Origin of the sequence: Nonomuraea salmonea (genome assembly GCF_042428605.1) — a bacterium.
In the GTDB taxonomy this organism is placed as follows: Bacteria; Actinomycetota; Actinomycetes; order Streptosporangiales; family Streptosporangiaceae; genus Nonomuraea; species Nonomuraea salmonea.
In genome coordinates, this window is record NZ_JBHMCF010000011.1 from 1 (window position 1) to 19,769 (window position 19,769).

Here is a 19,769-nt window from a genome sequence, read left to right on the forward strand (position 1 = left end):
CGACCCCAAGGTGAAGAACATCTGGGAGCTCCACCTCAACATGGAGCTGGAGCACCTGCGACTGGCCGCCGAGCTGTTCAAGAAGCACGACGGCCGCGACCCCGAGCAGGTCCTCGCGCCCGAGCTGCCGGCCCCGGTGACGTTCGAGCCGAACAAGGCGTACCTGCGCGAGCTGATCGCGACCCAGATCGACTACACCACCCTGGGCACCGGCTACGTCCAGGAGGCCCACGAGCGCTTCGAGAAGATGCAGGAAGCGATCATGGGCGGCGAGAAGGCCCCCTCGGAGCGGGTCATCGACGACAACCGCGCCAAGAACGGCCGCGAGTACCGGCTGCAGACCGAGGGCGAGCACCCGGTCCACAGCCTCGCCGCCGACCGCTGACCGGCGCCCGGCCCCCGCAGGCCGGCCGGTCACGCGGGGGCCGGGTCAGGTCAGCTCCTTGTCCTTCGTCTCGGGCATGGTGGCGTAGACGATCACGCCGATCAGCGCCGCACCGGCCACGTAGATCCACACCAGGTCGCGGTGGCCGTTGGCGCTGAGCCAGGTGGTGACGTACGGGGCGGTGCCGCCGAAGACGCCCACGGACAGCGCGTACGGCAGCCCGATGCCCGTCGTGCGCACCTCGGCGGGGAACTGCTCGGCCATGACCGCCGCGCAGTTCGCCGAGTAGCCGACCAGCAGCACCACGCCGGCGAGCTCGATGGCCAGCAGCGCGCCGAAGCCGCCGTCAAGGAAGCGGAAGGCCGGCCAGGCCAGCACCAGGAACCCGAGCGCGAACGCGAGCATCGTCGGCCTGCGCCCCACCAGGTCCGACAGCAGCCCGCCGAACGGCAGCAGGACGAGCAGCACCAGCACCGCGATCGTGTTGGCGAGCAGCGCCCTGCTCAGCGGGATGCCGGTGTCGATGTGGGCGTAGGTCGGCATGTAACTGACCCACACGTAGTAGAGCAGCGTGCCGGCGATCGCCACGCCGGCCACCCGCAGCGCGGCCCGGGGATGCTCGCGGAGCATCGCCCTGAGCGGGTTCGTCCGCGTCCGGCCCGACGCCACGGCCCGCTCGAACGCCTCCGTCTCCGGCACCGACACCCGCAGCCACAACCCGGCCAGGCCGAGCAGGCCGCCGATCGCGAACGCCACCCGCCAGCCCCAGCCGTACAGCGCCGCCTCGTCGAGGACGGAGGTGAGCACCGTGCCGAGCCCCGACGCGATCAGCACGCCGCCGCCGACCGACACCTGCTGCCACGACCCGGCGAACGCGCGCCGCCCGGGGGCCGCCGACTCCACCAGGAACGCCGACGACGTGCCCCACTCGCCGCCCGCCGAGAAGCCCTGCACCAGCCGGGCCAGCACCAGCACGACGGGGGCGAGGACGCCGATCGTGTCGTAGCCGGGGCAGATCGCGATCACGAACGAGGCCGCCGCCATCAGCGAGATCGTCAGCGTCATGCCCTTCTTGCGGCCGTGCCGGTCGCCGTACGGGCCGAGGATCGCCCCGCCGATGGGCCGCATGACGAAGCCCGCGGCGAACACCGCCAGCGCCGGCAGCAGGCTCGCCGCCTCGTCGCCCGACGGGAAGAAGTGGCCGGAGAACACCGACGCGAACGTGGTGTAGATCGCCCAGTCCACCCATTCGACCGTGTGGCCGACGGCGCCGGCCACGATGGCCTTGCGCTGAGCAGGGGACAGCCGGGTCGCGGAGGCCGCGACCGTCACGCGTGTTCCCAGACGTACGCGGCGATTCCGGCATGGGTGGCGTACCAGACGCCCTCGTGCGCGTCGATGTGCTGCAGCAGCTCACGCAGCGCCGCCATGCGGGAGCGGTGGCCGATGATGTGCGGGTGCAGGGTGAGCTGGAACAGCCCGCCCTCCCTGTACGCCTCGTCGAACTCGTCGCGCCAGATCGCCGCCGCCTGCCGCGGCGGCGTGTAGGGCCGCGACGCGCCGTCACGGTCCATCGTCAGGTACGGCGCGTCGTCCCTGATCCACTCCACCGGGATCTCCACCACGCCGGTCGGCTCGCCGTCGGCCAGCAGCTCGTACGGCTCGTCGTCGGCCATCAGCGAGGAGTCGTAGCGCAGGCCCAGCTCGCGGGTGATGGCCAGGGTGTGGTCGGAGAAGTCCCACGACGGCGTGCGGATGCCGACCGGGCGCGTGCCGGACAGCCGCTCCAGCGTGTCGGCCGCGCGCAGCGCCAGCTCGCGCTCCTCGGCCGGGGCGAGCCGCATGTTGCGCTCGTGGATCCAGCCGTGCATGGCGACCTCGTGGCCGGCCGCCACGTAGTCGCGTACCTCGCCGGGGTGCAGCAGCGCCGACACGGCGGGCATGAAGAACGACGCGGGCACCCCGTACCGCTCCAGCAGGCGCAGCATGCGCGGGGCGCCGACGCGGGAGCCGTACTCGCCCTGGGACAGCCGGCCCGGCCGGGTCTCGCCGTCCTTGAGCGGGATCGTCTCGTGGTCGGAGTCGAACGACAGCGCGACGGCGACGCGGGCGCCGCCCGGCCACGACGCGGGACGCAGGCTGCGGCCGGCGCGCACCCGGTCGACGTGCCCGCGCCAGGTCCGCTCGTCCCACTGCCAGGGCTGCTGGTCGGTCATGGTGAGGGGGGTCTCCGTCCGTGAACTCGCAATCTGTCCGAACTTACCGGCTATCGGGATATGCAGCTCCTTTGCGGTGCAACGCCGGGACGGCCACCGCCCGCCTGCGCGCCCGCCCCGCCGGAGGCGCCGCGTGAGCGACCTCGAAGCGGCGGGAAACCGCCGAAGGAGACGGCTTTTCCTCGACATACACTCTCGGATGTGACAGGGAACCTGTTCCGCCGGTGGACGTGCCTCATCCTGGGCGGAGCCCTGCTGATGCCGTACATGATGGTCGGCGTGCTGGTCGCGGGCCTGGTGAGCGGCGAGCCAGGCAACCTGCTGCTGCCTGCGCAGATCGGCGTCTTCGCCGCGATGCTGCCCGTCGTGGCCGTCACCGGGCTGTTCCTGCCGGTGCGCGGGCTGGAGGTGAGCGCGGCGCAGGGCCTGCTGGGGGCACGCGTGCGCACCCCGCCACGGCAGACCGGCAGAACCTGGCAGGAGCGGCGGCGCACGGCCGCCTGGTTCACCCTCCACCTGGGCGTCGGCGGCGTGCTCAGCGGCTGCACGCTGGCGATCCTGCCGTTCACGGCCTTCACGCTCGTGGTGCTCTTCACCGGGCCGCCCCCGGACCTGGGCGGGATGGAGATCACGCCGGGCTGGAACGCGGTGCTGTGGGCGCTTGGCGGGGTCGCGCTGCTGATCGCTCTGATCGCCCTGGCGGCCGGAGCCGGCGAGCTGCTGGCCAGGCTGGCTCCCGTCCTGCTCGGCCCCACTCCCTCGGAGCGGCTGGCCGCCGCCGAGGAGCACGCCCGCGCCCTGGCCGAACGCAACCGCCTGGCCCGCGAACTGCACGACTCCGTCGGCCACGCGCTCAGCGTCGTCACCTTGCAGGCCGCGGCGGCAGGACGCGTCCTCGACCGCGACTCCGACGACGCCCGGGCCACGGCACGCACCGCGTTGGCCGCCGTCGAACAGTCGGCCCGCGCCGCCCTCGACGACCTCGACCACGTCCTCGGCCTCCTGAGAGACGACGCCTCCCCTGGCAGGGACGCCGAGGATGACGAACGCCGGACCACGCCGCAGGCCACGCTGGCCGACCTCGGCGAGCTCATCGCCACCTCGGGCGCCTCCGTGCAGCGGCAGGTGGGCGATCTGTCCGGGGTGCCTGCCGTGGTGTCACGGGAGGCGTACCGGATCGTGCAGGAGGCGCTCACGAACGCCATCAAGCACGGCCACGGCCCCGTCCGCCTGACCGCCGCCGTCCACGGCGACGACCTGCACCTGGAGGTCGTCAACGCCCAACGCGGTGGCGGCGGGTGGAGCGGTGGCTGGAGCGGGGGGCGCGGGCTGGCGGGGATGCGGGAGCGGGTCAGGTTGCTGCGGGGTGAGCTGGAGGCCGGGCCTGCCGCGGGTGGGTGGCGGGTGACGGCTCGGCTGCCGCTACGGTCGGGTTCATGACGCTGCGAGTCGTGATCGCCGACGACGAGGATCTCATCCGTGCCGGCCTGCGCATCATCCTCGACGCCGAGCCGGATCTCACCGTCGTGGGTGAGGCCGCCGACGGCGCCGAGGTGCTGCCCATCGTGCGCCGGGAGCGGCCAGACGTGGTGCTGATGGACGTCCGCATGCCCGCCGTGGACGGCATCAGGGCCACCGAGCGGCTGCTGGCCCTGGATGATCCGCCCAAGGTGCTGGTGGTGACGACGTTCGAGAACGACGACCACGTCTACGACGCGCTCCGGGCGGGGGCCAGTGGCTTCCTGCTCAAGCGCACCAGACCGGACGACCTCGTCCAGGCCGTGCGCATGGTCGCGGCCGGCGACTCACTGCTGTTCCCGGCCGCGATCCGCGCCCTGGCCGGCCGCCGGTCACCGGCGGGGTCGCCGGACCGGGTGCCCGGCATCGACCGGCTGACCGAGCGCGAGGGCGACGTGCTGCGGCTGATGACCAGGGGCCTGTCCAACCAGGAGATCGCCGGCGAGCTGGTCGTCAGCCAGGAGACGGTCAAGACGCACGTGGGCAACGTCCTGGCCAAGCTGGGCGCGCGTGACCGCACCCAGGCGGTGATCGCCGCGTACGAGTCCGGGTTCGTCTCCCCCGGCTGACGTCACGGACGGACGCCACCGCGGCGCAGCAGCTCGGCCGCCGGGACGACGGTGGCCTCGGCCGCGGTGAGCCCCGTGCCGGCCAGGGCGCGGTCGACCAGGTGGAGGCCCACCGCGTACCCGGCCATGTCCGGGATGCCGCGCGGCTCCTGGCCGAACCTCCGCGCCGTGCCGTCGCCCAGCACGTACGCCGGCGTGTTCTGCATCCCCTGCAGGCCGAAGTCGGCCATGATCAGCTCCAGGGCGCGCTCGAAGGCCTCCCCCGCCACCATGGACGACCACGGCCCCATCGCCTCGGGCCCCGCCTGCTCGCGGACGAACGCCTCGGCCAGCCCTTCGCCGACCACGTGCTCGCCCACGGTCACGGTGGCCGGGTTCCACTCCACGTTGGTGTAGCGCACGTGGTGGTGGAACTCGTGCACGGCCAGGTGCGGGATCCGCCCGATCACCTCGTCCGCCGGCCACGCCAGCAGGTAGATGTACCCGGTGCCGGCTCCCATGCCGTAATAGCCCCCTGCGGTCGTCATCAGGTGCTCGTTGTCGGGGTCGCCCATGACGAGGAAGACCTCCAGCGAGTCGGCCTGCTCGGCGCCGCCGAGCGCCCGCGAGGCCCGCTCCAGCTCGTGCCGCACCTGGCCGAGCACGTCCTCCTCGATCATGCGTCGGACGGCGGGCAGGTAGCGCGGGTCATCCCTGTCGGCCCGGAAACCGCCGCCCTGGTGGTGGATGTCGACGATGTCGCCCGGCATCGGGATGGACGAGCGCATCGGCTCCAGCAGTTCCCGCAGCGCGTCAGGCCGGTGCGAGAGCGGCCGCTCCAGCAGGGACGCCATCGGGGTCAGGGTGTCGTGAACGATGAATTCCATGACCCTGGACGCTAAACCCTCACGTTACGTGAGGATCAACCGAATTACAGCGGCGACTCGTCGCCGGGGTCCTCGCCCGGCGAACGTCCCGGCGTGCTCTGCCCGCTCTCCGTGGGCGACGGCGACTGCGAGGGAGACGGCCGCGGCTCCGGCGTCTCGGGAGTCGGCGGCGGCGTCGGCACGAACACCGTCGGCGGGAGCTGCCGGGGCTGCGGCTCGCTGTCCTGCCGCCCGAGCAGCAGCAACAGCAGGATCGTCACCACCAGCAGCAACAGCAGCACCATGGCGAGCGCGGCGATCAGCACCCGCTTGCGCGTCTCGGTCAGTGGCCGGCGCGGGCGCGGCGGCCCCGGCAGGGCGGGGGCGCGGTCGGTCAGCCAGTACGGCACGAAGTCCGGCCCATGGGCCTGCCCGATGAGCGTCCCGCCCACCATGACCGGCTCCAGGAACCGCTCGGCGCCCGGCCGCCCCGGCGCGTACGGCACCGCCACCCACGGCGCCCGCCCCCCGTCGTACGCCAGCACCTCGGGCGCGCCCTCCAGCACCGCGCCACCGCCGCGCGGCCGGGCGGGACGGTTGAGCCAGCCGCGCACCCCCGAGCGCTCCCGCCCGCCGGCGTCCCTGATGGCGGTGACGAACCGGTCGCGGGCCGCGGCGTCGTAGGCGGCGCCGCGGGTGAGCACCGCGAGCGACACGGCCCGCCCGTCGGGGCCCTGGCCGAGGTACACGAATCCGGCGGGCGCGCTGTGCAGGCGCGCCTGCACCACGTAGGGCCCCAGCCGGGGAGGATCGCCGTACTGCAGGGGACTTGCCACGTTTGCCATGTAAGCACAGACGTGGCGTCGTGCGAGTTTGCGGCGCGTTTGGTGGAATGGGCGTCATGAGCGTCGCCGAAGAGTTGCCAGGCGGAAACGACGCGGCACTGCTGCGTCAGAGTCTCGACGAGGTCCGGCGTGTCATCGTCGGCCAGGACCACATGGTCGAACGCCTCGTCGTGGCCCTGCTGGCGCGCGGGCACTGCCTGCTCGAAGGAGTTCCTGGGGTCGCCAAGACCCTCGCCGCCTCCACCCTGGCCACCGTCGTGGGCGGCACGTTCGCCCGTATCCAGTTCACCCCCGACCTCGTGCCGAGCGACATCGTCGGCACCCGCGTCTACCACCCGTCCAATGAGAAGTTCGATGTCGAGCTAGGCCCCGTCTTCGTGAACTTCCTGCTGGCCGACGAGATCAACCGCGCCCCCGCCAAGGTCCAGTCCGCGCTGCTGGAGGTCATGGCCGAGCGTCAGGTGACGCTGGCCGGCGTCACCCATCCGCTGCCCAGGCCGTTCATCGTGCTGGCCACCCAGAACCCGATCGAGTCCGAGGGCGTATACCCGCTGCCCGAGGTGCAGCGCGACCGGTTCCTGTTCCGGGTGCGCGTCCCCCATCCCAGCGCCCACGAGGAGCTGGAGATCCTGCACCGCATGAGCGTCACCCCGCCCGTCCCCGACCGCGTGCTCGACCCGCCCAAGCTGCTGGCCCTGCAGAACGCCGCCGAGCAGGTCTCGGTGCACCAGCTCGTCGCCGACTACGTCGTGCGCCTCGTCATGTCCACCCGCAACCCGGCCGAGTACGGCCTGGCCGACCTCACCGACACGATCGAGGTCGGGGTCAGCCCCCGGGCGACGCTCGGCCTGGTGTCGGCGGGGCGGGCGCTGGCGCTGCTGCGCGGGCGCGACTACCTGCTGCCCGACGACGTACGCGACGTCGCGGTGGACGTCATGGCCCACCGGCTGATGCTCACCTTCGACGCCCTGGCCGACGGGGTCGATCCCGAGCAGGTGGTCAAGCAGATCCTGCACGCCGTACCCCCGCCCCTCGTCGTCTGGAACCAGAACCGTTGAGCAACACAGCAGAACAGGCGCTGCGGCGACTCGAGCTGACCGTCACCCGCCGGCTCGACGGCCTGCTGCACGGCGCCCACCAGGGCCTGCTGCCGGGCACCGGCAGCGAGGCCGGCGACAGCCGCGTTTACGTGGCCGGTGAGGACGACGTGCGCCGCATGGACTGGGCGGTCACCGCCCGCACGACCATCCCCCACGTCCGCGACCTGATCGCGGACCGCGAGCTGGAGACGTGGGCGCTGGCCGACCTGTCGCCCAGCATGGACTTCGGCACCGCCGACAGCGACAAGCGCGACCTGGTGGTGGCGGCGATCGGCGCGATCGGGTTCCTGTCCAGCCGCATGGGCGACCGGTTCGGGGCGCTGGTGATCCACGACGAGTACGTGCACCGCATGCCCGCCCGCACCGGCCGCCCCGCCCTCTACGGCCTGCTGCACTCCCTCATGGACGCGCCGCGCGGCAGCATCGTGGACGACCCGCCCGACCTCGCCGAAGGCATCGACATACTCAACGCCACCCGGCGGCGCCGCGGCCTGCGGCTGATCGTCTCCGACTTCCTCGACGCGCACCCCGACCTCGACCCCGACGCCGAGCGCCCCTGGGAGCGGCCGATCCGCCGCCTCGCGGCCCGCCACCAGGTGCTGGCCGTCGAGGTCATCGACCCCCGCGAGCTGGAGCTGCCCGACGTGGGCCGGGTCGCGTTCGCCGACCCCGAGACCGGGAACGTACGCGAAGTGCACCTTTCGCCGAAAATCCGGCAGGCGTACGCGGAGGCCGCGGCCCTGCAGCGCGAGAGCACCCGCCTGGCCCTGCGCCGCGCCGGTGTCGCCCACCTCGTGCTGCGCACCGACCGCGACTGGGTGTTCGACGTCGCGCAGTTCGTGCTGCGCCAGCGCCGCATGAGCCACCTCGCCCACAGGAGGCCGTCCGCATGACCTTTCTCGCCCCCGCCTGGCTGTGGTTGTTCGTGCTCGTGCTGCTGCTCGTGGCGGGCTACGTGGCGGCCATGTTCGCCCGCCGCCGCTACACGGTGCGCTTCACCAACCTGGCCCTGCTCAACCTGGTCGCCCCCGCCGGTCCCGGCTGGCGCCGGCACGTCGCGCCCGCGCTGTTCCTCGTCATGATGTCGCTGCTGGTCGTCGGCGCCGCCAAGCCCGCCGACCAGGTACGCGTCCCCCGCGACCGCGCGACCATCATGATCGCCCTGGACATCTCGCTGTCCATGGACGCCGACGACGTGCAGCCCGACCGCATCAGCGCCGCCAAGGCCGCCGCGCAGGCGTTCGCCCAGGAGCTGCCCGACCGCTTCAACGTGGGCGTCGTCTCCTTCGCCCGCTCGGCCAACGTGATCGTCTCCCCCACCACCGACCACCAGGCCGTGGTCACCGCGCTCGGCAACCTCACCACCCGGCCGGGCACCGCCATCGGCGAGGCGGTCTTCAACTCGCTGGAATCGGTGCGCTCCTTCGACCAGCAGGCCGCGACCGACCCGCCGCCGGCCGCGATCGTGCTGCTGTCGGACGGCGACAACACCTCGGGCCGGTCGGTCAACGAGGCCATCGAGGCGGCGCAGCAGGCCCGCGTCCCGGTCTCCACGATCGCGTACGGCACCCAGGAGGGCACGGTCAGCATCGACGGCCGCCCGGTGAACGTGCCGGTCAACAAGCAGACGCTGCAGGCCCTCGCCGACGGCACCAGCGGACGGGCCTACACCGCCGAGTCCGGCAGCGAGCTGCGCGAGGTCTACGAGCAGATCGGCACCTCGCTCGGCTACAAGCTGGTCAACCAGGAGGTCACGCAGTGGTTCATCGTGGCCGCGATCGTGGCCGGGCTGCTGGTGGCGGGCGCCGCGGTGCTGTTCGGTTCGCGGATCCCGTAACGTTTTCCGACGTGGCCCACTACTTCTCCGAGCAGCCGAAGACCGCGAGCAGGCCGGGGTCGGTCGATCTCGTCCTGCCCGACCTGCATCTGCGGCTGGAGACCGACCGCGGCGTGTTCTCCCCCGAGCGGGTCGACGTCGGCACGCGGGTGCTGCTGGAGAGCGTCCCGCCGCCGCCTCAGGAGGGCGACCTGCTCGACCTGGGCTGCGGCTACGGGCCCGTCGCGCTGACCATGGCGGCGCGGGCGCCGGGCGCCACCGTGTGGGCGATCGACGTCAACCGCCGCAGCCTCGAGCTGACCGGGCGCAACGCCGAGGCCGCGAAGCTCGGCAACGTCCGCACCGCGCACATCGACGACGTGCCCGGCGGCGTGACGTTCCGGGCCATCTGGTCCAACCCTGCGATCCGCATCGGCAAGCAGGCGCTGCACGACATGCTCACCAGGTGGCTGACCCGGCTGACGCCCGACGGCGAGGCCTACCTGGTCGTCCAGAAACACCTCGGCTCCGACTCCCTGCAGCGCTGGCTCGGCGAGCAGGGCTGGCAGACCTCACGCGAGGCCAGCAGGGCCGCCTACCGCATCCTGAAGGTGACCCGTTGAGAAGACAGCTGCGCCCCACCGACGTCAAGCGGCTCAACCGCACCTGGCGCAGAAACACCGGCAACCGGCTCGGCCTCATCATCGAGTCGGTCACCGGGCCGTTCAACGTCGGCTCGATCTTCCGCAGCGCCGCCGCGTTCGGCGTGGAGGAGATCTGGCTGGCCGGCAACGCCACCCCGCCCACCAACCCCAAGGCGGGCAAGACCGCGCTCGGCACCGAGCGCCTGGTCACCTGGCATGAGGCGATCCCGGCCACCGAGGCGGTCAAGGCGGCCAGGGACGAGGGCTACACCGTGCTGGCCATCGAGCTGACCGCCGAGTCGGTGCCGCTGCACCGCGCCGACCTGGCCCGCGACGTGTGCCTGGTGGTCGGCAGCGAGGACCACGGCTGTTCCCCCGCCCTGCTCGACGCGGTCGACGGGGCCTGCTACATCCCGCAGGTCGGCCGGGTGGGCTCGTTCAACGTGGCGGTGGCGGCGGCCATCGCGCTCGCCGAGGCCCGTCGGCAGGAGTGGCAGAATCTCCCCGATTCGTAACCGAACCGTTCACCACGGAAGGGCATACTTCTGCACGTGCTGAGCCGCCGATTCGCCTTCCTCGACCACCCGGGCCCGCTGGCCTTCGCCCACCGCGGAGGCGCGGCGGAGGGCGCCGAGAACTCCGTCGCGGCCTTCGAGCGCGCGATCGGGCTCGGCTACACCTACCTCGAGACGGACGCGCACGCCACGTCCGACGGCGTGCTGCTGGCCTTCCACGACCACACCCTCGACCGGGTGACCGACCAGCGCGGCCGCATCTCCGAGCTGCCCTACCGGGCGGTCAAGCGGGCCCGCATCAACGGCGTGCACGAGATCCCGCTCCTGGAGGATCTGCTCGGCACCTGGCCCGAGCACCGCTTCAACATCGACGTCAAGGAGTGGGCGGCCATCGGCCCGCTGGCCGAGGCGGTCAGGCGCACCAACGCCTACGACCGCGTCTGCCTCACCTCGTTCAACGACGAGCGGCTGCTGGCGGCCAGGCGGGCGCTGCGCAGGGAGGTGTGCTCGGCGCTCGGCCCGCGCGGCGTCGCCGCGCTGCGCGCCGCCGCCACCACCTCGGGCTACGGCCGCATGCTGGCCCGCCTGTCGCGCGCCGGGGTCCCCTGCGCGCAGGTGCCGGTGGGCTTCCGCGGGCTGCGGGTCACCACCCGCCGCCTGGTCCGTACGGCCCACGCCCTCGGCATGCAGGTGCACGTGTGGACGATCAACGACACCGCCCGCATGGAGCAGCTGCTCGACCTCGGCGTCGACGGCATCATGACCGACAACGTCACGGGCCTGCGCGACGTGCTCGACCGCCGCGGGCTCTGGCACTCCGGCCTGGCCGCCTGAGGTTCCCTAACCGGCACGACATCCCCCGACACGCCCGGCCCCCCGCAGAGGAGCTACCCGACACCATGCCCGCATCCGCACCCCCCGCGGCCCTCGACGACTCCCCCGCAGCGCGCCGGCGCGAGCAACGCGGCTGGTACTTCTACGACTGGGCCAACTCCGCCTTCTACACCACGGTCATCTCGGTCTTCCTCGGCCCCTACCTGATCCCGGTCGCCAAGACCGCCGCCTGCGCCAAGGACTTCCCGTCGATCGCCTCCGGCACGTGCGTGTCGACGTTCGACGAGCTGGCCGCCGCCAACCCGGGGCTCGGCTACGTGGACGTGCTCGGCGCCGACATCAGGCCCGCCGCGTTCTTCGGCCTGATCACCACGGTCGCGGTGCTGCTGCAGATCGTGTTCCTGCCCATCGTGGGGGCGCTGGCCGACCACACCGGGCGCAAGCGCGAGATGCTCGGCCTGTTCGCCTACGCGGGCGCGCTGGCCGCGATGGGGCTGTTCTTCGTCGAGGGCGACCGCTACATGCTGGGCGGCGTGCTGTTCATCGCGGCCAACCTGGCCTACGGCTCCTCGATCGTGGTGTACGACTCGTTCCTGCCGCAGATCTCCACCGCCGAGGAACGCGACGCGGTCTCCTCGCGCGGCTGGGCCATCGGCTATCTCGGCGGCGGCCTGCTGCTGGCGCTCAACCTGGTCCTCTACCTCCAGCACGAGAGTCTCGGCCTGACCGAGGGCATGGCGGTGCGGATCTGCATGATGTCGGCGGGCCTGTGGTGGGCGACGTTCACGATCATCCCGCTGCTGCGGCTGCGCAACCGGCCGGTGCCCAGGCACGAGACGACCGCGCTGCGTTCGGTCGGCGGCAGCTTCCGCCAGCTCGGCCGGACCCTTTCCGGCCTTCGGCAGTATCCGCTGACGCTGCTGTTCCTGGTGGCGTACCTGGTCTACAACGACGGCGTGCAGACGGTCATCGGCAACAGCGCGGCGTTCGCCTCAGAGGCGTTGAAGCTGCCGCAGACCGTGCAGATCACCGCGATCCTGATGGTGCAGTTCGTGGCGTTCTTCGGGGCGCTGCTGCTGGGCCGGCTGGCGCGCAGCTACGGCACCAAGCGGACGGTGCTGGCGAGCCTGGTGCTGTGGACGGCGATCGTGTCGATGGCCATGTTCGTGGCCGAGGGGCAGGCGCTGCAGTTCTACCTGATGGCGTTCGCGATCGCGATCGTGCTGGGCGGCACGCAGGCGCTGTCGCGCTCGCTGTTCTCGCTGGTGATCCCGAAGGGTCGGGAGGCCGAGTACTTCAGCCTGCTGCAGATCAGCGACAAGGGGTCGGCGTTCATCGGCGCGCTGACGGTCACCATCGCGCTGCAGCTCACCAACAGCTACCGGATCGCGATCATGTCGATGATCGTCTTCTTCGTGATCGGCTTCGTGCTGCTCGCCCTCACCAACCTGCCCAAGGCCATCCGCGCGGCCGGCAACGAGGTCCCGGACGGCGTCTGACCAGGTGTCTAGGACGTGATCACGACGCCGCCGACGCCGCTGCGTCCGGTGGGCATGCTCACCAGGTCAACGGCCACCCTCGGGCGGACGCGCTCGCCGACGACGCCGGCGATCGCGTCCGTCACGCCGGAGATCAGGCGGGCCACGATCCGGTCGCTGTCGGGACGGGTGAAGGCGATGTCCTTGACGCCGAACGTCACGCTCGGCGCCGGATCCTCGGCCTGCTTGCCGCCGATGCCCCAGCGACCCGCCGGGACGCCGACGAGCCGGACCTCCGCGATCTCCCGCGCCCACTCCCCGTAGACGGCGACGACGGCGTCGGTGAGTGCCGCGATCAGCTCGCTCTCGCGGCCGGCGAGATCGCTTTCGAGGGCATGAACGGTCAGGTGCGGCATGACGCCCCCCATTACAATTGTTTTTGAGAACAAAGTACCTTTGACAGCAAAGCTAATTGGCAGGCCCGACGCATGTCAACACCCGAACCCGCGGACGATGCCGTCCGCGCGCTGATGCTCGTGATGCCCCGGCTGATCGGCCGGGCCAAGCGCACGCCGCCGCCCGAGGAGCTGCGCTCGCTCGACCTCGCGCCACGGCACCTGTCGCTACTGTCGATGCTGCTGCTCGACGGCCCGCTGACCGTCTCCCAGCTCGCCGGCGCGCTGGGCGTCGCGCCGACCACGGTGAGCCTCATCGTGAGCGAGCTGAGCCGTAAGGGGGTGCTGGAGCGGCGTGAGGACGACGCCGACCGGCGCCGCCGCATCATCGACATCAGCCAGGCGAGCCGCCCGGCCATCTCGCAGTGGCTGTCCCCGGGCGCGCGGGCCTGGCGCCGCGCTCTGGCGCCGCTGACGGACGAGCAGCGCCGGTTGTTCGTCGACACCCTGCTGGCGTACGAGTCCGCCATCACGGACATCCAGCGCGAGGCGTGATCTCAGGCGGTGCGGTTCGCCAGGGTGCGGGACAGGGCGATCGTGATCACGCCCGCCAGCACCACCGAGAGCAGCCCCACGCGCAGGCCGGCCAGGTCGGCGACGGCTCCGACGAGGAGCGGTGAGACGAGGAAGCCGCCGCGCAGCAGCCAGCTCACGACGGTCAGTCCGGTGCCGTGCGGCAGCCCGGGCAGCTCGTCGGCGGTGTGCATGGCGGCCGGCACGAGAGTGGCGACACCCAGCCCGGCCAGCGCGAACCCGGCCAGCGCCGCCGGCACGGTCGGCACCGCCAGCGCGGCGCCCATCCCGGCCGCGGCCAACAGGCCCCCGGCCCGTGCGACCGTCCGCTGCCCGAAGCGGTCCACGGCGCGGTCGCCGGTGAGCCGCCCCGCGGTCATGGCGGTCTGGAAGACGACGACGGCGAGGCCCGCGGTGGCGGCGTCCGCGCCCAGGTCGCCGCTGAGGAACAACGCACCCCAGGACGCGCCGGCGTCCTCGACGAGCGCACCACAGGCGGCCACCACGCCGAGCAGGATGACCGTCCGCATGGCCGGCCCGGCCAGCGCGCGCCACCGCTCACGAGTGGACGTCCCCGGAAGCGACCGCCCACCCTCGGGCGCTGCGGCGGCCCGTTCGGTGTCGTCGGAGCCGGGGAGCAGGAAGCGGTAGGCGGTCAGGGCGACGGCGCTGAACAGGGCGCCGGAGATCGTCAGATGCACCGCGAGCGGCAGGTGCAGGCCGGCGGCGGCCGAGCCCATCAGACCGCCCAGCACGGCGCCGACGCTCCACACGCCGTGCAGCGAGTTCACGATGGAACGCCGGTAGATGCGCTGCACGCGCAGCCCGTGAGCGTTCTGGGCGACGTCCACGACCGCGTCGAGTGCCCCCAGGACGAACAACACCCCCCAGAAGGCCACCCAGTTGGGGACGAACGGGACGGCCACCGTCACGACCGTCATGAGCACGATCCCGAACGCCGCCACCCGCGACGAGCGGAACCGCCGCACGGCCGCCCCGGCGAGCAGCCCGGCCAGCAACGCCCCGATCGGCATGCCGGCCACCGCGCCGCCGAAGACCGCGTTGCCGACGTCGAGCTCGGCCTTGATTTGCGGGTAGCGCGGGACGACGTTGAAGAACACGGCGCCGTTCGTGAGGAACAGCGCCGCGACGGCGGCACGGGCCTGTCGGGCCTGGAGGTCGGGCGCGGGCATCGGCCTTCCGTTCACATGACTCGCGGCGCGGTGCGGCTCCATGGAGCCCGGGCGGGGGCGCACTCCGCGCCTGGCGCCCCCGCCCGGAGTTCGGTTAGCCGATCAGCCGCAGTGCTCCCATCCGCTGAGGTAGGACGTGTTGCCGTACGAGCCGCCCCACATGATGCAGCTGCCGGCGGCGCCCTTCGCCTTGGCCGGTCCCGCGTAGTACTTGAAGTTGCCTTCGTCCACATTGAAGTACATGTGGTCGTGGCGAACGCGCGCCTCAACCCAGGTGCTGTTGCCCCTGGCGCCCGTCTTCCAGGTCACCACGCAGTTGGTGGAGCCGTTGTAGAGGAGGTAGACGACGGCACTGGAGCCGAGGGCATGGCTGTCGATCACGTGGTAGCTGCCACCGCCGCAGGCCGCGATCGGCGTGTCCGCCGCCATGGCGGGGCCGCTGGTGGCGATCGTGCCGGCGAGCGCGGCCGCCAGGCCGAATGCCACGGCTGCGGTCTTCTTGAGCATGCCCAACGAATGTCCCTTCACATAAGAGATCAACACGATGTCAGGTAGGACGCAAGTAAGACCCGTGAAGTTGCGTGATACACGTCACTTTTTGGGGAAATAGGTATCAAATCCACTCATTGGGACGTTATCGCGCGGCCCTGCTCAGCTCGGCGGCGGGGTCACGGCGACCGGGCAGCGCACTTCGGCCAGCGCCGCCTGGAGTACGGGCCCGACCAGCACGCCCGCCTGCCTGTGGCTGCGGCCCACGACGAGCAGCGTCGCGCCCTTGGCCGACTCCACGACCATCCTGGGCGGCCGCTCGGCCTCGAAGGTGGCCGTCACCGGCACGTCGGGCCCGCAGCCGGCCAGGCGGCGTACGACGTCCCTGAAGCCCGACTCCGCCTCGGCCCGCATTCGTGCGTTGTCCACGAACGGCTCCTCGTGCCCCTGCCACGCGCACGGGTCCCACCAGCCGCACACCGCCTCCACGACCCCGTCCCGCAGCGCCGCCTCACGCACCGCGAACCCGAACGCCGCCAGGCTGGCCGGCGACCCGTCCACCCCCACCACGATCCGCCCACCACCGGCCCCCTCCTGGGAGCGTGCGTCCTCATCGGGGCGAGTGCCGGGCGGGCCATCGACATGGTCGTCGTCATGGTCGTCGTCATGGTCGTCGTCACGGTCGTAAGGGCGGACGACGATGACGGGCGTGGGGCTGTGCGCGGGCACCTGGACGGCCGCCGAGCCCACCCTGAGATCCTCGAACCCGCCCACCCCGCGCGACCCCAGTACCACCAGCTCCGCCTCCGCCGCGGCCTCCAGCAGCACCGCAGACGCGGGCCGCTTGACCAGCAGCGGCCGGACGTCCGGCACCCCGCCCAGCGCACGCACCCGCCGTACGCCGTCCTCCACGACCCCGGCGGCGACCCGCTCGACCTCGGCGAGCAACGCCCGGCTGACCGCACGCAGCGGATATGGCCAATTCCAGGCATGACACACCACTACGGCAAGCCCGCGCAGCCGCGCCTCCTCCACCGCCCACCGCAGCGCCTGCTCGCTCCCCGGCGACTCGTCGTAGCCGACCAGGACGAAGCCCATGCCGGGTTCCCGCACGGCGCCCCTCCCCACGAGGTGTCCGGCCCTCAAGGGATGCGCTTCCCCGGCGACCGGCGACGACTCTCACACCATGAGACTTTGACCCGCTATTGGCCCGCTTCCCCCGACCGTCCTGTGCACCGCCCGTATCTCCGTCACCACGAACGCGTCCACGACATGCCGGTTGGCCAGCAGGAACCCGACGAGCCCCGCGACGGCCTGCGCGGCGGTGGCGGCCCGTACCTGCCCGCTGAGCAGGTAAACCAGGGGCGTTGACGGCTGATCAAGCGCGAACCGTCCACCGTGCCGCCGCACGTCCTTCAGCGCCGCGATCGGCATAGGCCGCTCGGAGGTGAACCACACCGCCAGCTCCCAGACCGGCGCCGCAGGCCCGGCCGCGGAACTGTCGTCGTAGCACGTGACACACCCCTGGGCGGCGGACTTCTCATGCGGGCACACCCATTGGGCAGCGGCCGCGGCCGGCAACCGCCCCCCGGTCAGCTTCGCCTCACTCACATGCCGGCACGCCGGACGTACGGGCTGGTCGGGCGGACAGGGGGCGGACGGGGAGACGGAACAACAGGCGATGACAGGCACCCCTTCGCTTATGGCAGGAACGAACGATCACCAGGCGCGCTTGCCGGAGCAGCCGACCGCGCAAAGAACGACCGATCAGCGGCCGAGGACGCGGGGACAGCCGAACGCATGGAGGACGAGCGACCAGCGGACGGGCTCACGGAGGCGGGCAGAGGCATGGAAGCCGCGCGATCAGCGGACGGGCGATCGGCGGACGGGGAGGCGGCGGCGCGGACGAAGGCCGGATGGTCTGCGGGCGCTCCCGCCGGGGTGGCCGGGCGCGTGAAGGAGGCCAGGCGGTCGATCTCGGTGAAGCCCGCGGCGGTGAACAGCTCCCACGACGGCTCGGGGTCTCCGGCCGCGTACAGGACCGTCTCGCGGGCCCCGTGCTCGGTCAGGAGGGCGTCGGCACGCAGCAGGAGCGCCCGTTCGAGATCGGGGTCGGCGTGCCCGGCGTCGGCGCCGAGCCACCACACGACGCCGCGCCCGCCGACCGGCTCCTGAGCGACCAGCGCGGCCGCCGCGTCATCGCCGGGGGCCTTGAGCCACCAGCCCCGCGGCGTCCCGCTGACGACCACATCGACCATCGGGTACGGCCCCGCGCCCGGCTCGCACGGCGACGTCCGCCGCAGCTGCCGCCACGAGTCCCTGGCGACGAACCCCTCCCGTTCGAACACCGCGAGCGTGACGGCCCGCCGCCCCGCAGGCAGAGCCGCCGGAGCAGTCCCTGGCCGCCCGCCCGGCTCGTCGGTGAAGGCATGCACGGGCACGCCGCCCATCCCGCTGAGAGCGCGTCGAACGAGCGCCTCAACGACCTCCGGCACCTCGCCTCCGTGCAACCACAGGATCCGCCCGGCCGCACGATCCCGCCGCAACGCATAGGCCACCGCCCCAAGCACCCGCCCGCCCGGCCCCTCCAGCACATGAATCTCAGGCTCCTCATAGGCCGTCCCTGCCACATGTCCGCCGAGCGCACCGTCAAGCCCGGACAACTCACAGGCGTCGGCGACGGCGGGGGCGGAGGCGGGCGAGAGAGCGAGGACGCCGGCGGCGGCAAGGGCGTCCGGAAGAGCGACGGCGTCCGTAAAGGCGAGAGCAGCGAGGGCGTCGGCGAGGGCGAGGGCCTCGACGGCCGCTCTGTCCGAGTCGCGGTAGCGGCGCATTCGCCACTCCGCGTCCGGTGGAAGCGTCCCAGGGGTGGCGAGGATGTCGTGGGCCGACAGCGTGTTGCCGGTGCGGGCGGCGGTTCGCATCGCGGTCGCGGCGACAGAGCCGGCGGTGTCCGGTGGGATGACCAGCAGCAGGAAGCCGTCCTGGCCGCCGCGGATCACGCGGATGGTGTGCGGGGTGGCCGGATGGCCGCTGATCCGTACGAACCGTCCGTCGACGACCAGATGCGCCGGCACCTCGTCCCACGCCTGACTGTCGAGCCCGACCCGCAGCACGGGCCCGATCCGGTCTTCAAGGGCGCGGACGAACGCGGGCAGCTCGCGCCGGAGGTCGGTGCTGTGCGGCCACCAGGCGCCGTCGAGCGTCCCGTCGCGGGTCAGGGTGGGTTCGAGGAACAGCCGGGCCGGTCGGAGGGAGATGAGGGAGGCGGTCGGTGAGCGGCGGTTCGGCATCGGTGTGCCGCCTGTCTCCGGCGGTCGAAGGCCGGCTGTGGCCGGGGCGACGCCGACGCGGCTGCCGGCATGCGAGATATCCCAGACTCCCCACCCTACGCCGCCCACCCCCCACCACTCACGGCCCCACACCGTGGAAGAGCCCTGGAGAAGGCCCACACCCGTGGAAGGAACGAGCCGGGGGCCGCACCGCGGAAAGAACGAGCCGGATCCACGCCCTGGAAGAAACGAGCCGGGCCCGCACCCTCTGTATGGGCCGGGCCGGGCCCGCACCTTCTCCAGGAGCACGCCGAACCCGCAGCCCCGGTCAGACGACCCCACAAAACAGGCCGGGCCCGCACCCTCGGAAGGGTGCGGGCCCGGCCCGTGGATGTCTGCCGGGTCAGGCGGCGACGATGTTCTCCGCCTGCGGGCCCTTCTGGCCCTGCACGACGTCGAAGGACACCTTCTGGCCCTCGTGCAGCTCACGGTAGCCACCGTTGCTGACGATGTTGGAGTAGTGGGCGAAGACGTCGGCGCCGCCGCCGTCCTGCTCGATGAAGCCGAAGCCCTTTTCGGAGTTGAACCACTTGACGGTTCCGGAAGCCATGTCGATCTCCTTCTGAGATGTGCAGGGACGCGATCCGCACCGCGCGGATCGCCGTGTCGCCGCGATGAAAGCCCATCCGGAGATGACCGGGAAACAAAAACGCGCCTGGCGAAACTCTGCCAGACGCGCACAAAGTCTTCTTATGGGTACAACAACTGCAACACCAGTCAGCCTACCACGCCCCCACCCGCGCTCCAAACCCGCGCTATTCCTGCTCGTGCACCGTGACAGCCTGTACGGCGGTCAGCAGGATCGTGTGCACAGGGGATTCGTGCCGGGTGGACGCGGACCCGTGGGCGTATTCGTCGAGCACGACGGTGTTCCGGGACCGATCCAGCTCGACGACCGCCCCCTTGAGCGACTGCCCTCCCGTCAGGTGCACGGTCACCCGCTGCGATTTTCCTGCCATACCGGACAACGTATAAACCCACACGTCCACATCGGCCATCTCTTCCTCCATGCAGACTCCGGA

General features: G+C 72.0%; 22 protein-coding genes and 1 pseudogene. 11 read left to right on the top strand and 12 right to left on the bottom strand.

Annotation, left to right across the window (positions count from 1 at the left end; all coding sequences use genetic code 11):
- A pseudogene (locus ACFFR3_RS10500) lies at positions 1 to 385 on the top strand (hypothetical protein); the annotation flags it as partial.
- Positions 386 to 430: 45 nt separating this feature from the next.
- On the opposite strand, the gene ACFFR3_RS10505 reads toward ACFFR3_RS10500, so the two are convergent.
- Both ACFFR3_RS10505 and ACFFR3_RS10510 read right to left on the bottom strand, forming a co-directional pair.
- Positions 431 to 1,717, bottom strand: coding sequence for an MFS transporter (locus ACFFR3_RS10505; RefSeq protein ID WP_364376060.1), 1,287 nt, complete (start codon positions 1,715 to 1,717; stop codon positions 431 to 433).
- Positions 1,714 to 2,601 (bottom strand): polysaccharide deacetylase family protein, encoded by an 888-nt coding sequence (locus ACFFR3_RS10510; RefSeq protein WP_345403709.1) that lies wholly within the window; start codon positions 2,599 to 2,601, stop codon positions 1,714 to 1,716. The genes ACFFR3_RS10505 and ACFFR3_RS10510 overlap by 4 nt, the downstream gene beginning before the upstream one ends.
- A gap of 201 nt (positions 2,602 to 2,802) precedes the next feature.
- On the opposite strand from ACFFR3_RS10510, the gene ACFFR3_RS10515 reads away from it, so the two are divergent.
- Positions 2,803 to 4,041 carry a sensor histidine kinase gene (locus ACFFR3_RS10515; RefSeq protein WP_364376057.1) on the top strand — a complete coding sequence of 413 codons (1,239 nt, stop codon included), beginning with the start codon at positions 2,803 to 2,805 and terminating at the stop codon, positions 4,039 to 4,041.
- On the top strand, positions 4,038 to 4,688 hold the full coding sequence (locus ACFFR3_RS10520; protein ID WP_379483019.1) for a response regulator transcription factor: 651 nt from the start codon (positions 4,038 to 4,040) through the stop codon (positions 4,686 to 4,688). Before ACFFR3_RS10515 ends, ACFFR3_RS10520 begins: the two co-directional genes overlap by 4 nt.
- Before the next feature lie 2 nt (positions 4,689 to 4,690).
- On the opposite strand, the gene ACFFR3_RS10525 is transcribed toward ACFFR3_RS10520, so the two are convergent.
- Together ACFFR3_RS10525 and ACFFR3_RS10530 are read right to left on the bottom strand one after the other, a co-directional pair.
- A complete protein-coding gene (locus tag ACFFR3_RS10525) occupies positions 4,691 to 5,554 on the bottom strand; it encodes a DUF2268 domain-containing putative Zn-dependent protease (RefSeq protein ID WP_345403703.1) in 864 nt (287 codons plus the stop codon).
- Between the two features lie 44 nt (positions 5,555 to 5,598).
- Positions 5,599 to 6,378: a hypothetical protein gene (locus ACFFR3_RS10530; protein WP_379483020.1), complete on the bottom strand. Its 780-nt coding sequence runs from the start codon at positions 6,376 to 6,378 to the stop codon at positions 5,599 to 5,601.
- A gap of 56 nt (positions 6,379 to 6,434) precedes the next feature.
- Here ACFFR3_RS10530 and ACFFR3_RS10535 point away from each other — a divergent pair, with 56 nt between their 5' ends.
- From ACFFR3_RS10535 to ACFFR3_RS10565, 7 genes are all read left to right on the top strand, one after another.
- Complete coding sequence (locus ACFFR3_RS10535) at positions 6,435 to 7,436, top strand: AAA family ATPase (RefSeq protein ID WP_355422427.1); 1,002 nt, start codon at positions 6,435 to 6,437, stop codon at positions 7,434 to 7,436.
- On the top strand, positions 7,433 to 8,371 hold the full coding sequence (locus ACFFR3_RS10540; RefSeq protein WP_364376045.1) for a DUF58 domain-containing protein: 939 nt from the start codon (positions 7,433 to 7,435) through the stop codon (positions 8,369 to 8,371). The genes ACFFR3_RS10535 and ACFFR3_RS10540 overlap by 4 nt, the downstream gene beginning before the upstream one ends.
- On the top strand, positions 8,368 to 9,315 hold the full coding sequence (locus tag ACFFR3_RS10545; RefSeq protein ID WP_364376042.1) for a VWA domain-containing protein: 948 nt from the start codon (positions 8,368 to 8,370) through the stop codon (positions 9,313 to 9,315). The genes ACFFR3_RS10540 and ACFFR3_RS10545 overlap by 4 nt, the downstream gene beginning before the upstream one ends.
- 11 nt (positions 9,316 to 9,326) lie before the next feature.
- Entirely contained in the window at positions 9,327 to 9,917 is a 591-nt protein-coding gene (locus ACFFR3_RS10550) for a class I SAM-dependent methyltransferase (RefSeq protein ID WP_345403698.1), read from the top strand.
- Positions 9,914 to 10,453 carry a TrmH family RNA methyltransferase gene (locus tag ACFFR3_RS10555; protein WP_345403695.1) on the top strand — a complete coding sequence of 180 codons (540 nt, stop codon included), beginning with the start codon at positions 9,914 to 9,916 and terminating at the stop codon, positions 10,451 to 10,453. The genes ACFFR3_RS10550 and ACFFR3_RS10555 overlap by 4 nt, the downstream gene beginning before the upstream one ends.
- A 39-nt stretch (positions 10,454 to 10,492) precedes the next feature.
- Complete coding sequence (locus ACFFR3_RS10560; RefSeq protein WP_345409772.1) at positions 10,493 to 11,287, top strand: glycerophosphodiester phosphodiesterase family protein; 795 nt, start codon at positions 10,493 to 10,495, stop codon at positions 11,285 to 11,287.
- Between the two features lie 65 nt (positions 11,288 to 11,352).
- Positions 11,353 to 12,786: an MFS transporter gene (locus ACFFR3_RS10565; RefSeq protein WP_364376039.1), complete on the top strand. Its 1,434-nt coding sequence runs from the start codon at positions 11,353 to 11,355 to the stop codon at positions 12,784 to 12,786.
- An 8-nt stretch (positions 12,787 to 12,794) separates the two neighbouring features.
- Here the strand turns inward: ACFFR3_RS10565 and ACFFR3_RS10570 are convergent, their stop codons facing one another.
- Positions 12,795 to 13,181, bottom strand: coding sequence for a tautomerase family protein (locus tag ACFFR3_RS10570; RefSeq protein WP_345403689.1), 387 nt, complete (start codon positions 13,179 to 13,181; stop codon positions 12,795 to 12,797).
- A 72-nt stretch (positions 13,182 to 13,253) separates the two neighbouring features.
- Between ACFFR3_RS10570 and ACFFR3_RS10575 the strand changes: the two genes are divergently transcribed.
- Complete coding sequence (locus ACFFR3_RS10575) at positions 13,254 to 13,715, top strand: MarR family transcriptional regulator (RefSeq protein WP_364376033.1); 462 nt, start codon at positions 13,254 to 13,256, stop codon at positions 13,713 to 13,715.
- Positions 13,716 to 13,717: 2 nt separating this feature from the next.
- Here ACFFR3_RS10575 and ACFFR3_RS10580 read toward each other — a convergent pair whose 3' ends face one another.
- The 7 genes from ACFFR3_RS10580 to ACFFR3_RS10610 form a co-directional block, all read right to left on the bottom strand.
- Entirely contained in the window at positions 13,718 to 14,926 is a 1,209-nt protein-coding gene (locus ACFFR3_RS10580; RefSeq protein ID WP_379483021.1) for an MFS transporter, read from the bottom strand.
- Between the two features lie 102 nt (positions 14,927 to 15,028).
- Positions 15,029 to 15,433, bottom strand: coding sequence for a hypothetical protein (locus tag ACFFR3_RS10585; protein ID WP_345403677.1), 405 nt, complete (start codon positions 15,431 to 15,433; stop codon positions 15,029 to 15,031).
- A 144-nt stretch (positions 15,434 to 15,577) separates the two neighbouring features.
- Positions 15,578 to 16,528, bottom strand: coding sequence for a universal stress protein (locus ACFFR3_RS10590; RefSeq protein ID WP_379483022.1), 951 nt, complete (start codon positions 16,526 to 16,528; stop codon positions 15,578 to 15,580).
- A gap of 66 nt (positions 16,529 to 16,594) precedes the next feature.
- Complete coding sequence (locus ACFFR3_RS10595) at positions 16,595 to 17,026, bottom strand: hypothetical protein (protein WP_364376022.1); 432 nt, start codon at positions 17,024 to 17,026, stop codon at positions 16,595 to 16,597.
- An 89-nt stretch (positions 17,027 to 17,115) separates the two neighbouring features.
- Positions 17,116 to 18,708: a DUF5994 family protein gene (locus tag ACFFR3_RS10600; RefSeq protein WP_379483023.1), complete on the bottom strand. Its 1,593-nt coding sequence runs from the start codon at positions 18,706 to 18,708 to the stop codon at positions 17,116 to 17,118.
- Positions 18,709 to 19,090: 382 nt separating this feature from the next.
- On the bottom strand, positions 19,091 to 19,297 hold the full coding sequence (locus ACFFR3_RS10605; protein ID WP_355422459.1) for a cold-shock protein: 207 nt from the start codon (positions 19,295 to 19,297) through the stop codon (positions 19,091 to 19,093).
- A 205-nt stretch (positions 19,298 to 19,502) separates the two neighbouring features.
- Positions 19,503 to 19,757: a hypothetical protein gene (locus tag ACFFR3_RS10610; RefSeq protein WP_345403659.1), complete on the bottom strand. Its 255-nt coding sequence runs from the start codon at positions 19,755 to 19,757 to the stop codon at positions 19,503 to 19,505.
- Between the last annotated feature and the right edge of the window lie 12 nt (positions 19,758 to 19,769).

Bases quoted from the DNA above. Each gene is read 5' to 3' on its own strand.
- ACFFR3_RS10510 (WP_345403709.1), bottom strand. From the start codon at position 2,601: ATGACCGACCAGCAGCCCTGGCAGTGGGACGAGCGGACCTGGCGCGGG.
- ACFFR3_RS10520 (WP_379483019.1), top strand. From the start codon at position 4,038: ATGACGCTGCGAGTCGTGATCGCCGACGACGAGGATCTCATCCGTGCC.
- ACFFR3_RS10525 (WP_345403703.1), bottom strand. From the start codon at position 5,554: ATGGAATTCATCGTTCACGACACCCTGACCCCGATGGCGTCCCTGCTG.
- ACFFR3_RS10530 (WP_379483020.1), bottom strand. From the start codon at position 6,378: ATGGCAAACGTGGCAAGTCCCCTGCAGTACGGCGATCCTCCCCGGCTG.
- ACFFR3_RS10535 (WP_355422427.1), top strand. From the start codon at position 6,435: ATGAGCGTCGCCGAAGAGTTGCCAGGCGGAAACGACGCGGCACTGCTG.
- ACFFR3_RS10545 (WP_364376042.1), top strand. From the start codon at position 8,368: ATGACCTTTCTCGCCCCCGCCTGGCTGTGGTTGTTCGTGCTCGTGCTG.
- ACFFR3_RS10565 (WP_364376039.1), top strand. From the start codon at position 11,353: ATGCCCGCATCCGCACCCCCCGCGGCCCTCGACGACTCCCCCGCAGCG.
- ACFFR3_RS10570 (WP_345403689.1), bottom strand. From the start codon at position 13,181: ATGCCGCACCTGACCGTTCATGCCCTCGAAAGCGATCTCGCCGGCCGC.
- ACFFR3_RS10575 (WP_364376033.1), top strand. From the start codon at position 13,254: ATGTCAACACCCGAACCCGCGGACGATGCCGTCCGCGCGCTGATGCTC.
- ACFFR3_RS10580 (WP_379483021.1), bottom strand. From the start codon at position 14,926: ATGCCCGCGCCCGACCTCCAGGCCCGACAGGCCCGTGCCGCCGTCGCG.
- ACFFR3_RS10585 (WP_345403677.1), bottom strand. From the start codon at position 15,433: ATGCTCAAGAAGACCGCAGCCGTGGCATTCGGCCTGGCGGCCGCGCTC.
- ACFFR3_RS10600 (WP_379483023.1), bottom strand. From the start codon at position 18,708: ATGCCGAACCGCCGCTCACCGACCGCCTCCCTCATCTCCCTCCGACCG.
- ACFFR3_RS10605 (WP_355422459.1), bottom strand. From the start codon at position 19,297: ATGGCTTCCGGAACCGTCAAGTGGTTCAACTCCGAAAAGGGCTTCGGC.
- ACFFR3_RS10610 (WP_345403659.1), bottom strand. From the start codon at position 19,757: ATGGAGGAAGAGATGGCCGATGTGGACGTGTGGGTTTATACGTTGTCC.